At 55.5% G+C, this 12,744-nt stretch carries 7 protein-coding genes, 2 tRNA genes and 2 rRNA genes; 7 read left to right on the forward strand and 4 right to left on the reverse strand.

The window, feature by feature from the left end:
* Positions 1–18: 18 nt before the first annotated feature.
* Positions 19–792 (reverse strand): sulfite exporter TauE/SafE family protein, encoded by a 774-nt coding sequence (locus AC4BCN_RS08855; RefSeq protein WP_034751508.1) that lies wholly within the window; start codon positions 790–792, stop codon positions 19–21.
* A gap of 160 nt (positions 793–952) precedes the next feature.
* Between AC4BCN_RS08855 and AC4BCN_RS08860 the strand changes: the two genes are divergently transcribed.
* The 3 genes from AC4BCN_RS08860 (at position 953) to AC4BCN_RS08870 (ending at position 3,736) form a co-directional block, all read left to right on the forward strand.
* Positions 953–1,894, forward strand: a complete 942-nt coding sequence (locus AC4BCN_RS08860; protein ID WP_034751505.1) for a CysB family HTH-type transcriptional regulator — start codon at positions 953–955, stop codon at positions 1,892–1,894.
* A gap of 62 nt (positions 1,895–1,956) precedes the next feature.
* The gene (locus AC4BCN_RS08865; protein WP_139092712.1) at positions 1,957–2,607 is read left to right on the forward strand and encodes a class I SAM-dependent methyltransferase; all 651 of its coding nucleotides are present in this window, start codon (positions 1,957–1,959) and stop codon (positions 2,605–2,607) included.
* A gap of 181 nt (positions 2,608–2,788) precedes the next feature.
* Positions 2,789–3,736, forward strand: a complete 948-nt coding sequence (locus AC4BCN_RS08870) for a porin (RefSeq protein WP_456148907.1) — start codon at positions 2,789–2,791, stop codon at positions 3,734–3,736.
* Positions 3,737–3,784: 48 nt separating this feature from the next.
* Here AC4BCN_RS08870 and AC4BCN_RS08875 read toward each other — a convergent pair whose 3' ends face one another.
* The 3 genes from AC4BCN_RS08875 to AC4BCN_RS08885 all read right to left on the reverse strand — a co-directional run bounded on the left by AC4BCN_RS08875 (position 3,785) and on the right by AC4BCN_RS08885 (position 7,252).
* On the reverse strand, positions 3,785–4,972 hold the full coding sequence (locus tag AC4BCN_RS08875) for a PAS domain-containing sensor histidine kinase (protein WP_490493091.1): 1,188 nt from the start codon (positions 4,970–4,972) through the stop codon (positions 3,785–3,787).
* Positions 4,973–5,132: 160 nt separating this feature from the next.
* Positions 5,133–5,891, reverse strand: a complete 759-nt coding sequence (locus tag AC4BCN_RS08880; RefSeq protein ID WP_490493092.1) for a LytR/AlgR family response regulator transcription factor — start codon at positions 5,889–5,891, stop codon at positions 5,133–5,135.
* A gap of 68 nt (positions 5,892–5,959) precedes the next feature.
* Positions 5,960–7,252 (reverse strand): sensor histidine kinase, encoded by a 1,293-nt coding sequence (locus AC4BCN_RS08885; RefSeq protein ID WP_128140132.1) that lies wholly within the window; start codon positions 7,250–7,252, stop codon positions 5,960–5,962.
* A gap of 572 nt (positions 7,253–7,824) precedes the next feature.
* On the opposite strand from AC4BCN_RS08885, the gene AC4BCN_RS08890 reads away from it, so the two are divergent.
* The 4 genes from AC4BCN_RS08890 (at position 7,825) to AC4BCN_RS08905 (ending at position 12,724) form a co-directional block, all read left to right on the forward strand.
* Positions 7,825–9,355 (forward strand): 16S ribosomal RNA (locus AC4BCN_RS08890).
* Positions 9,356–9,436: 81 nt separating this feature from the next.
* A tRNA-Ile gene (locus AC4BCN_RS08895) sits at positions 9,437–9,513 on the forward strand.
* Between the two features lie 19 nt (positions 9,514–9,532).
* Positions 9,533–9,608 (forward strand) — tRNA-Ala (locus AC4BCN_RS08900).
* Positions 9,609–9,848: 240 nt separating this feature from the next.
* A 23S ribosomal RNA gene (locus tag AC4BCN_RS08905) occupies positions 9,849–12,724 on the forward strand.
* The 16S and 23S rRNA genes sit together here with 2 tRNA genes alongside, the layout of an rRNA operon.
* Positions 12,725–12,744: the final 20 nt, after the last annotated feature.

The raw sequence follows: 12,744 nt of genomic DNA on the forward strand, positions 1-12,744 counted from the left end.
TTGTCACTTGTTCGGTCATTAATAGATTAGCTTCACTGCCACGCCGGTCAAGGTCATCGCCAGCAGCACTCGTAAAAACTTTTCCGGCACGGAGCGGGCGACCCAGGAACCGAGCGTAATGCCGGGCAGGGAGCCGACCAGCAAGGAGGCCAGCAATTCCCAGTGGATGGAACCGAGCCACCAGTGGCCCAGGGCGGCGATGGCCGTCAGGGGCACGGCATAGGCGATATCGGTGCCCGCCACTTCTGCCGAGCTCATGCGTGGATACAGCATCACCAGCAGGGTTGCGCCGATGGCGCCGGCGCCGATCGACGAGACCGTTACCAGCACGCCCAGCACGGCGCCGGCAATAATGGTCGCAGCGGCAAGCTTGTTGCCTTGTAATTGTTTCTCGGGGTGGGCATTGATCCAGGCCAGCATGCGGCCCTTGAAAATCAGTGCCACGACGGTCAGCAGCACGGAGCCGGCGATCGAGTAGCGGATGATCTGGCCGATTTCCGGCGACAGGGTGCCGAACGATTTGAGCGCCAGAGTCGCGATGACGGCGGCGGGCAGGGCGCCGATGCACAGGCGCTTGACGATATCCCAGCGGATGGTGCCGCGCAGGCGGTGCGTCAGCGTGCCGGCGCTCTTGGTGATCGAGGCGAACGCCAGGTCGGTACCGACGGCCACGGAAGGCGGTACGCCAAACAGCAGGGTTAACAGCGGCGTCATCAGCGAGCCGCCGCCCACGCCGGTCATTCCTACGAGTAATCCTACGGCAAATCCTGAGACTATATAAGACAAAGTCATGCTTGCACCCCCAAAGTACCCGCAATAGTAATAAACTTAGTGTTTATTCCAAACTACTAAGTACGCATTTGCTTATATGCGATATGCGTATATGCATGAACGCAAAATCATGGGTGGGGCGGAAACTCGGCAAATCACGGCAATCTAGGGCAAACCAGCAATGAATCTCCATCAACTGCGCTTCGTGCGCGAAGCGGTCCGGCAGAATTACAACCTGACGGACGCCGCCAAGGCCTTGTTTACGTCGCAACCGGGCGTATCGAAAGCCATCATCGAGCTGGAGGAAGAACTGGGCGTGGATATTTTCACGCGCCATGGCAAGCGCATCCGCGGCTTGACGGAGCCGGGCCGTTTGGTGCTCGAGTCGGTCGAGCTGATCATGCAGGAAATCGACAGCATGAAGCGCATCGGCAAGGAATTCGCGGCGCAGGACAGCGGCAGCTTTACCATCGCCACCACGCATACGCAGGCGCGCTACACCTTGCCCAAGGTCGTGCAAGCCTTCATGCTGAAGTTCCCGAAGGTCAGATTATCTTTGCTGCAAGGCAATCCGCGCCAGATCGCCGAGATGGTGCAGCGCGACCAGGCGGACCTGGCCATCGCCACGGAATCGATCGCGGCCATCGATGGCTTGATTACCTTGCCATGCTATCAATGGGAGCACGTGGTGGTGGTGCCCGTCGATCATCCGCTGCTCAAATCGAAGTCCGTGACCCTGGAAGAAATCGCCGCTTTCCCCCTGATTACCTATGACAGCGCGTTCGCCGGACGCAACAAGATCGACCACGCTTTCGTGCTGCGCGGCTTGAAGCCGGACATCTTGCTCGAAGCCATCGATGCGGACGTGATCAAGACTTATGTCGAGTTGGGCATGGGGATTGGTATCATAGCGGGTATGGCCTTCGATGCCGAGCGCGACAAAGGCTTGCGCGCCATCCCTGTCGGCCATCTGTTCGGTATGAATGTGTCGCGCGTGGCCGTCAAGCAGGGCGCGTATTTGCGCAGCTATATCTATACCTTTATCGAGTTGCTGACGCCGACCCTGAACCGCAAGCTCATAGAGCAGGCGATGAGCGGTGATAAAGAGCACTACGAACTATAAACAATGCATGAAGCCGGCCGGGCGAGTTGCCTGGCCAAGATTATTTAAGAAGAGAAGAAACAATGATTACCGATCAGCTTGCCAAATATTACGCCACCATCGCGCAACAGTACGAGCGCGTCTATGACAAGCCCGAACGCCAGGAAGACCTGGAAGTGTTGCGCGACAAGGTCGCCGACGTGCTGGAAGGCCACACCGTGCTGGAACTGGCTTGCGGCACCGGCTACTGGACGGAAGTGGTCGCCGAGTCGGCCGACTCCGTGCTGGCCACCGATATCAACGATGAAATGCTGGCGCTGGCCCAATCGCGCGGCTTGCCCGACAACGTCAGTTTCGCCAAGCTCGACGCCTTCAATTTGCCCGATGACTTGCTGGGCAAGTTTACGGCCGTGTTCGCCGGTTTCTGGTGGTCGCACGTCAAGCGCGAAGACCAGGACAAGTACCTGAAGCAATTGCGCACGAAACTGGGCAAGGACATCCTGCTGGTACTGATCGACAATTCCTATGTCGATGGCAGCAGCACCGTGATCGCGCGCACCGACCTGGAAGGCAATACCCACCAGTTCCGCACGACGGATGGGGGCGAGCGCTATGAAGTGTTGAAGAATTTCCCGTCGGATAGCCACCTGCGCAAGAAGTTTGCCCACTCGGCCCGCGAAATCCGCATGAAGCGCCTGGAATACTACTGGCTGCTGAGCTGCCGCCTGAAGTAAGCTGATGCTGCAAGAACCGCCTCCGGGCGGTTTTTTTTCGCCTGTTGTTTTTATCTGACACGACGTTGTGCCAAAAAGCAACATCTTGTCGATGTCATATTGTTGAAGTATTTGGTGGGCATGATTCGGTTCAGCAGCTAAGCAGCACCACTCTTGTCCAACCTAATGTAGAGAATCTCAAGTGAAAAAAATTACTCTGGCAGCATTGATCATCGGCACCTTCGCAGCAGCTACGGCACAAGCACAATCGAACGTCACCGTGTATGGCCTGGTTGACCTCGGTATTGCCAAGACCACTGGCCAGCCAACGGTACAACGCGAAAACAATGCGTCGCGCCTTGGTTTCAAGGGTACGGAAGATCTGGGTGGCGGCCTGTCCGCAATTTTCAACCTGGAAAGTGAATTCCTGGCTGACACCGGCGCGCAAAAAGGCGTGTTGTTCGACCGTCAAGCCTACGTGGGCTTGAAAGGCGCTTTCGGTACCGCCATCCTGGGCCGCACCAAGAATCTGGTCGACGGCACCATCGCCCGCGTCGATCCATTCAACACCTACGGCGTGGTTGGCAAGAACAATGAAACCCTGCTGCGTTCCGGCGTCGGCACGTCGCGCGTCAACAATGCCGTGACCTACAACAGCCCAAGCTTTGACGGTTTCGTGGGCAGCCTGCAATACGTGCTGAGCGAAGTCAACAGCGCTGACGCAGGCGTGATCGGCTTGGCAACCTACGACAATGGCCCGATCAGCTTGCACGCCGGCTACGAAAAAGCCGTACAAGCGACGGCAACGGCTGCCAAGCCTGACCTGTGGTCCATCGGTGGCGGCTATAAATTCGGCCCAGCCAAGATCACGGCCGCCTACTCGAAAGGCGACACCAAAGTTGCCACGACTGGCGAATTCAAGTCCTACCTGATTGGCCTGAACTACACGGTTGGCGGCGGCGATGCCAAAGTGTCGTACGGCAAGCAAGAGCAAAGCAACAACAAGTTCAAGGATCAGGACACCATCAAGGAATTCGGCATTGGCTATGACTACCACCTGTCGAAGCGCACCGACGTGTACGCTTACGCTGGCCGCGAGCGCGTCAAGTCGCTGACCTCGTACCAGATCGGTCTGGCACACAAATTCTAAGCATCATTCGATGTGATGAAGAAAAGGCGCCTGCGGGCGCCTTTTCTATTACATGGCTGCGGCGGCCGCCTCGGCATGCATGGGCAGCGAGATTTCGATGCGCGTGCCGCCCAGTTCGCTATCGGTACCGATATGGATGTTGCCGTTCAAGCCCCATACCCGTTCGCGCATGCCCAGCAAGCCAAGCGCCGTGGCTTTTTCCAGGTCGTGCTCGGCAATGCCGCGGCCGTCATCCTGGATGGTGATCGCCAGCGAGGAATCGATGCGGTGCAGGGCGATGGTGATGTGGCTGGCCTCGGCATGGCGCGCGATATTCGTCAGCGCTTCCTGCACGATGCGGTAGATGGCCGTGCTGCGCGCGTCGTCGAGCACGAGGTCGGCTTCGTCGGCCAGCAAGTCGAAATGGATGGCGCGGCGCAGCAGGAAGTCGTAGCGCAGTTTTTGTAGCGCAAAATACAATCCTCCTTCATCGAGCGCGCGCGGACGCAGGTTGCTGGCGATGCGCCGCAGCGAGGTGATGGACGTCACCAGCAAGCCGTCCATGCTGTGCAGCAGCGCCTGCAGGGACGCGGTGGTATCCGTGTGCTGGCGCACGAGGGTCAGGTCGACGCGCAAGGTAGCCAGCAACTGCCCCAGATCATCATGCAGTTCGCGCGCGATATGCTTGCGCTCTTCTTCGCGGATGGTTTGCAGCGCGCTCGACAATTCACGCAGTTGCGAAAAGGAACGGGCCAGCTGTTCATGCATCTGCTGGCGCGCGCTGATGTCGCGCACGATGATGGTAAACACGCTCTGGCCATCTTCCTGCATGGCCGAGAGCGAACCTTCGAGGGGAAACATGGCGCCATCGCTGCGCCGTCCCGTCAAGGTGTAGTCGGTGGCGCGCCGGCCCGTCAGGCGCAGTTCCAGGCTGATGTCGTCAAACGGCGGATCGCCATCGTGCGTGCCCAGGCTGCCGAGAGTACGCAAGTCGCGCAGGATGTAGTGGCCCAGGCGCATGCCGCGCATGCCGGCCGGCGTGTCGTCGAACAATCTGGCGGCCGCCGCGTTCGCATGGAGGATGATTTGCCGGCTGTCGATGCTGATGATGGCGTCGCTGGCGCTGTCGATGATGGCCTGGCCGCGCGCCTGCTGTTGCCGCCGGGCTTTCAGTGGAGGAAGCAGGTACAGCAAAAGCGCCGCCGCCATACCCAGCGGCAAGATGCGCAGCAGTGTGGGGCTGCCTCGGTCGGGCATTGGGGTCTCCTTGCGAACGTGAACGAAGGCAGGCAGTGCAGGAATGACGGGCGGGACTTGATATAGCCTATGCCTGCTGGCGCGGCGCGGCTTGATGTGGCGCAGAAAGGAGGCAGAAGAGCGGCATGCGCCGCGCCGGCCTGAGCCGGGCGGCGGAGACTTACATTTGCTTGAACAGGTGCAAGAAGCTGCGGCTCACTTCGAGCTTGTCGGACTTGCCTTTGATGAGGACCAGGTGGCGGCCGCGGATGTCGCGCGTCACGCCTTCGATGGCATTCACGTTAACGAGGGTGGCGCGGTGGATTTGCCAGAACAGCGAAGGATCGAGCTCTTCAGCAAGGTCGCGCACGGGCTTGCGGATCAGCGCCTCATACTTGGCTGTCTGTACGCACGTGTATTTCTCGTCAGAACGAAAGAACAGGATCTCTTCCACGGGAATCATGCGCAAGTCCTGTCCGATGCTGGCCTGTATCCATTGCAAATAGGTGGGCTTGGCCGTGATTTTTTCCGCCAGCTGCGACAGCATGGCCGTGACGCTGCTGTTGACGTCCAGGGCCGGCTTGTTCAAGTGCGTTTTCAGGCGCTCCACCGTCACCAGCAAGCGCTCATGCTCGGGCGGCTTGAGCACGTAATCGACGGCGCCCCGCTCGAAGGCCTCGACGGCATGGCTGTCATAGGCCGTGACGAAGACGATATGCGTCTTGCCGCCTATTGCTTGCGCCGCTTCCATGCCCGTCTTGCCCGGCATGCGGATATCGAGGAAGGCAAAGTCGGGCTTGAGTTGCTCCACCAGTTCGATCGCTTCGTCGCCATTCTTGGCTTCGCCGATGATTTCCAGTTCAGGCCAGGCCTGGCCCAGGCGTAGGCGCAGCTGGTCGCGCATCAGTCTTTCGTCGTCGGCAATAATAGCGGTAGGCATAAGTCTCAAGTGTGAACGGGCGAAGATTGATTATTCAATGATTTAGCGTTTTTATCAACTACTCTGTCTTATTTGGACAATTGATAGGGCACTTCGATCACGGCGCACACGCCGGACGGTTGATTTGGCGTAATGGTCAGGCTGCCCTCGTCGCCATGCAGCAGTTTCAAACGCTCGCGGATGGTGGGCAAACCGAGGCCCGTGCCATCGCTGGGCACTACGCCAAAGCCCAGGCCGTCATCGGTGACCGTCACGCGCAGCTTGCTGTGCGCCACTTCCGCCACGATGCGCAGGGTGCCGCCTTCCGGCTTGACTTCCAGGCCGTGCTTGATGGCGTTTTCCACCATCGATTGCAGCATCATGGGTGGGAAGGCGGCGCTGCGCAGGCCGTCGGGAATCTGGAAATCGATGGTCAGGCGTTCTTCCATGCGCATTTTCAGCAGGTTCAAGTACGCTTGCACCATGTCCGCTTCACGGCCCAGATTGGTAATCAGGGCGTTGTCGCGCATTTGCGGCAGCACGGCGCGCAGATACTGAATCAGGCTGCGCTGCATCTTGGCCGCGCGCGGCGGATCGACCTGAATCAGGTGTTCGACCGAGGCAAGCGTGTTGAACAGGAAGTGCGGCTCCACTTGCGCCTGCATCATCTGCATCTTCGCTTCGCTGAGCTGGCGCTGCATGGATTCGCGCTCGGCTGCCTCGTTTGCCGTGACGGTTTGCGCTTCCGCACGTTTCTTGCCGCCGACCAGGGCTTTCATGGCGAACAGGGCCAATACCAGCAAGGAGACAAAACTCTTGAACCAGGTCGACGCTTGCTGGTGATAGCGCGATACTTTTTGTTCTGCCGCATCATCGACGGCTTCTTCGATGGCATTCGACAGCTCTTCGCCGATTTGCGGCGGCAATTCAATATGGACTTCTTCGCCCGAGGCATTGGTCGTTACGGGATAGTTGGGTTTGGCGGGGGCGGCTGGTGGTTCAGGTGGCTCCGGCGGAACGGCACTGGCTTGGGCGTCCGCCTCGGCGGCATCGGCCGGCTCGCTGGCTGCATCGGCCGCGCTGCTGCGCCGGTTCTTGCTGTTGCGGGGATTGAAATGAATGCCCGTATCGTCGATCAGGATATTGGTTTCACCCGAACCCTTGCTGCTGCGTTTATGCGACTTGATGACAACTTCTTCGTCCGGGCTGGATGAGAACAGCTCATCTTGCAAAATGGAGCCGGCGATCAGGGCCAGGGCAGCGAACAGGAAGAATTTCCACCAAGACAGTTGGGTGACCCAGGTCGTCGTCGCGTCGAATGCCCGTTGCAACCAAGCGAGTATGGTTTTCAACAATTCGGGCAGGCTGGAAATCGGAAGCATGGGGGCACTTTCAAGTACAAGAGTTAATCGACGCAGCGGGCAAGTTTAACCGCTTGTTGCGTAGCGTCAGAGTCTGATGTTGCCACTGTGCCTAAAGACCACGAACTACGCCAGCCGATTGCGACAGGCTGCACAAAAAGGCGCTTGAAGTGAAGACCAGGCTTGCTGGACGGTGAGGGGTGGTAAATAGCGCTTGCGGGGAATGTGAGGCAGGGCTATAATTCGCCCCCTCGCTGAACGACGCATGCAAATGCTGAATGAGACGAGAAAAAAGAAGGTTGACGAAATACTGCAAACGCTTCATACTCTTCCTTCTTCGCAGCTGACAAACACAACGCTTTGTCGATAGCGCGAAAGCAGTACCGAATACAGTTCTTTAACAATTAACAGTCGATAAGTGTGGGCATTTGATGTAAGTGCTGCGTCAATCTTCGGATTGGCGTCTAACTTAAAATATCAAATGTTCACAAGAAATAATGAAGTAGGCGCTACGAAAGTAGTGGCCTGTCAGTTTTTTGAGTGAGCGACCCGTCGCAAGACGGTGCCAATAAAATGGCAAAGTAACAGAGATTAAACTGAAGAGTTTGATCCTGGCTCAGATTGAACGCTGGCGGCATGCCTTACACATGCAAGTCGAACGGCAGCACGGAGCTTGCTCTGGTGGCGAGTGGCGAACGGGTGAGTAATATATCGGAACGTACCCTAGAGTGGGGGATAACGTAGCGAAAGTTACGCTAATACCGCATACGATCTAAGGATGAAAGTGGGGGATCGCAAGACCTCATGCTCGTGGAGCGGCCGATATCTGATTAGCTAGTTGGTAGGGTAAAAGCCTACCAAGGCATCGATCAGTAGCTGGTCTGAGAGGACGACCAGCCACACTGGAACTGAGACACGGTCCAGACTCCTACGGGAGGCAGCAGTGGGGAATTTTGGACAATGGGCGAAAGCCTGATCCAGCAATGCCGCGTGAGTGAAGAAGGCCTTCGGGTTGTAAAGCTCTTTTGTCAGGGAAGAAACGGTGAGAGCTAATATCTCTTGCTAATGACGGTACCTGAAGAATAAGCACCGGCTAACTACGTGCCAGCAGCCGCGGTAATACGTAGGGTGCAAGCGTTAATCGGAATTACTGGGCGTAAAGCGTGCGCAGGCGGTTTTGTAAGTCTGATGTGAAATCCCCGGGCTCAACCTGGGAATTGCATTGGAGACTGCAAGGCTAGAATCTGGCAGAGGGGGGTAGAATTCCACGTGTAGCAGTGAAATGCGTAGATATGTGGAGGAACACCGATGGCGAAGGCAGCCCCCTGGGTCAAGATTGACGCTCATGCACGAAAGCGTGGGGAGCAAACAGGATTAGATACCCTGGTAGTCCACGCCCTAAACGATGTCTACTAGTTGTCGGGTCTTAATTGACTTGGTAACGCAGCTAACGCGTGAAGTAGACCGCCTGGGGAGTACGGTCGCAAGATTAAAACTCAAAGGAATTGACGGGGACCCGCACAAGCGGTGGATGATGTGGATTAATTCGATGCAACGCGAAAAACCTTACCTACCCTTGACATGGCTGGAATCCTCGAGAGATTGAGGAGTGCTCGAAAGAGAACCAGTACACAGGTGCTGCATGGCTGTCGTCAGCTCGTGTCGTGAGATGTTGGGTTAAGTCCCGCAACGAGCGCAACCCTTGTCATTAGTTGCTACGAAAGGGCACTCTAATGAGACTGCCGGTGACAAACCGGAGGAAGGTGGGGATGACGTCAAGTCCTCATGGCCCTTATGGGTAGGGCTTCACACGTCATACAATGGTACATACAGAGCGCCGCCAACCCGCGAGGGGGAGCTAATCGCAGAAAGTGTATCGTAGTCCGGATTGTAGTCTGCAACTCGACTGCATGAAGTTGGAATCGCTAGTAATCGCGGATCAGCATGTCGCGGTGAATACGTTCCCGGGTCTTGTACACACCGCCCGTCACACCATGGGAGCGGGTTTTACCAGAAGTAGGTAGCTTAACCGTAAGGAGGGCGCTTACCACGGTAGGATTCGTGACTGGGGTGAAGTCGTAACAAGGTAGCCGTATCGGAAGGTGCGGCTGGATCACCTCCTTTCTAGAGTTKGCACTTATCACCCAYYWGAMTCACGMATCAAATGTTCACACTTATCGGCTGTTAATATAAAGAACAGCATTTGGGGCTGTAGCTCAGCTGGTTAGAGCACCGTGTTGATAACGCGGGGGTCGTTGGTTCGAGTCCAACCAGCCCTACCAGTTTCTGTAGTAAATCTCAGGGGGATTAGCTCAGCTGGGAGAGCACCTGCTTTGCAAGCAGGGGGTCGTCGGTTCGATCCCGTCATCCTCCACCAAAAGTTCAAACGTAAGTTGATCACATCGGTGATTGAATTTAGGTTTGGTCTTTTCGAGACCAAGTGCTGTATGTTCTTTAACAATCTGGAAGAAGTAAAGATTATTTATTGATCGGTTTGCCGTAAAAAGCGAATCGATGGGTAATGATTGTATGTATCAACAAACAAGCAACAACGTTGTACTTTCTTATCCCTGTAGCGCTCTTTGATGCGTTCGGAATGAAGAGGCTAACGTTATAGGGACAAGCGAATAAGTGCACATGGTGGATGCCTTGGCGATTACAGGCGATGAAGGACGTAGTAGCTTGCGATAAGCTGCGGGGAGTGAGCAAACACACTTTGATCCGCAGATTTCCGAATGGGGCAACCCACCCTTTTAGGGTATTGCATACTGAATACATAGGTATGCAAGGCGAACGCGGCGAACTGAAACATCTAAGTAGCTGCAGGAAAAGAAATCAACCGAGATTCCCAAAGTAGCGGCGAGCGAAATGGGAAGAGCCTGTACGTGATAGTCGGACCGATAACAGAATCCTCTGGAAATAGGAGCCATAGTGGGTGATAGCCCCGTATGTGAAATCGGACCGGTGGTACTAAGCGTACGACAAGTAGGGCGGGACACGTGACATCCTGTCTGAATATGGGGGGACCATCCTCCAAGGCTAAATACTCGTAATCGACCGATAGTGAACCAGTACCGTGAGGGAAAGGCGAAAAGAACCCCGGAAGGGGAGTGAAATAGATCCTGAAACCGTGTGCATACAAACAGTAGGAGCGGACTTGTTCCGTGACTGCGTACCTTTTGTATAATGGGTCAGCGACTTACATTCAGTGGCAAGGTTAACCGAATAGGGAAGCCGTAGAGAAATCGAGTCCGAATAGGGCGATCAGTCGCTGGGTGTAGACCCGAAACCAAGTGATCTACTCATGGCCAGGATGAAGGTGCGGTAACACGCCCTGGAGGTCCGAACCCACTAATGTTGAAAAATTAGGGGATGAGCTGTGGGTAGGGGTGAAAGGCTAAACAAACTTGGAAATAGCTGGTTCTCTCCGAAAACTATTTAGGTAGTGCCTCAAGTATCACCATCGGGGGTAGAGCACTGTTATGGCTAGGGGGTCATTGCGACTTACCAAACCATTGCAAACTCCGAATACCGATGAGTGCGAGCTTGGGAGACAGACGTCGGGTGCTAACGTCCGGCGTCAAGAGGGAAACAACCCAGACCGCCAGCTAAGGTCCCAAAGATTGGCTAAGTGGAAAACGAAGTGGGAAGGCTAAAACAGTCAGGATGTTGGCTTAGAAGCAGCCATCATTTAAAGAAAGCGTAATAGCTCACTGATCGAGTCGTCCTGCGCGGAAGATGTAACGGGGCTAAGCCAGTCACCGAAGCTGCGGATATATCTTAGGATATATGGTAGGAGAGCGTTCTGTAAGCCTGCGAAGGTGTCTTGTAAAGGATGCTGGAGGTATCAGAAGTGCGAATGCTGACATGAGTAGCGATAATGGGGGTGAAAAGCCTCCACGCCGTAAGCCCAAGGTTTCCTGTTCAACGTTCATCGGAGCAGGGTGAGTCGGCCCCTAAGGCGAGGCAGAGATGCGTAGCTGATGGGAAGCAGGTTAATATTCCTGCACCGTCGTATGATGCGATGGGGGGACGGATCGCGGAAGGTTGTCTGACTGTTGGAATAGTCAGTTTCTGTCTCATAGAAGGCGCTTAGGCAAATCCGGGCGCAGGATTCAAGGGGATGGGACGAGTGAACTTGTTCACGAAGCAATCGGAAGTGGTTCCAAGAAAAGCCTCTAAGCTTCAGTCATACGAGACCGTACCGCAAACCGACACAGGTGGGCGAGATGAGTATTCTAAGGCGCTTGAGAGAACTCGGGAGAAGGAACTCGGCAAATTGGTACCGTAACTTCGGGAAAAGGTACGCCCCGGTAGCTTGATTGGTTTACTCCATGAGGGTGAAAGGGTTGCAATAAACTGGTGGCTGCGACTGTTTAATAAAAACACAGCACTCTGCAAACACGAAAGTGGACGTATAGGGTGTGACGCCTGCCCGGTGCTGGAAGATTAAATGATGGGGTGCAAGCTCTTGATTGAAGTCCCAGTAAACGGCGGCCGTAACTATAACGGTCCTAAGGTAGCGAAATTCCTTGTCGGGTAAGTTCCGACCTGCACGAATGGCGTAACGATGGCCACACTGTCTCCTCCCGAGACTCAGCGAAGTTGAAATGTTTGTGATGATGCAATCTACCCGCGGCTAGACGGAAAGACCCCATGAACCTTTACTGTAGCTTTGCATTGGACTTTGAACCAATCTGTGTAGGATAGGTGGGAGGCTTTGAAGCGGGGACGCTAGTTCTCGTGGAGCCAACCTTGAAATACCACCCTGGTTTGTTTGAGGTTCTAACCTTGGTCCGTTATCCGGATCGGGGACAGTGCATGGTAGGCAGTTTGACTGGGGCGGTCTCCTCCTAAAGTGTAACGGAGGAGTTCGAAGGTACGCTAGATACGGTCGGACATCGTGTTGATAGTGCAATGGCATAAGCGTGCTTAACTGCGAGACTGACAAGTCGAGCAGGTACGAAAGTAGGACATAGTGATCCGGTGGTTCTGTATGGAAGGGCCATCGCTCAACGGATAAAAGGTACTCTGGGGATAACAGGCTGATTCCTCCCAAGAGTTCATATCGACGGGGGAGTTTGGCACCTCGATGTCGGCTCATCACATCCTGGGGCTGTAGCCGGTCCCAAGGGTATGGCTGTTCGCCATTTAAAGTGGTACGTGAGCTGGGTTTAAAACGTCGTGAGACAGTTTGGTCCCTATCTGCCGTGGGCGTTGGAAATTTGAAGGGGGCTGCTCCTAGTACGAGAGGACCGGAGTGGACGAACCTCTGGTGTACCGGTTGTCACGCCAGTGGCATTGCCGGGTAGCTAAGTTCGGAAGAGATAACCGCTGAAAGCATCTAAGCGGGAAACTTGCCTTGAGATGAGATTTCCCAGAGCCTTGAGCTCTTTGAAGGGTCGTTCGAGACCAGGACGTTGATAGGCTGGGTGTGGAAGTGCAGTAATGCATTAAGCTAACCAGTACTAATTGCCCGTACGGCTTGTCCCTATAACCTTAGCAGGTACAGA

The sequence above is a fragment of the Janthinobacterium sp. Bl 1 genome (assembly GCF_058215535.1).

Excerpts from the sequence above, each read along its gene's own strand:
- AC4BCN_RS08855 (WP_034751508.1), bottom strand. The coding sequence starts at position 792 with ATGACTTTGTCTTATATAGTCTCAGGATTTGCCGTAGGATTACTCGTA.
- AC4BCN_RS08880 (WP_490493092.1), bottom strand. The coding sequence starts at position 5,891 with ATGCCTACCGCTATTATTGCCGACGACGAAAGACTGATGCGCGACCAG.
- AC4BCN_RS08865 (WP_139092712.1), top strand. The coding sequence starts at position 1,957 with ATGATTACCGATCAGCTTGCCAAATATTACGCCACCATCGCGCAACAG.
- AC4BCN_RS08875 (WP_490493091.1), bottom strand. The coding sequence starts at position 4,972 with ATGCCCGACCGAGGCAGCCCCACACTGCTGCGCATCTTGCCGCTGGGT.
- AC4BCN_RS08860 (WP_034751505.1), top strand. The coding sequence starts at position 953 with ATGAATCTCCATCAACTGCGCTTCGTGCGCGAAGCGGTCCGGCAGAAT.
- AC4BCN_RS08885 (WP_128140132.1), bottom strand. The coding sequence starts at position 7,252 with ATGCTTCCGATTTCCAGCCTGCCCGAATTGTTGAAAACCATACTCGCT.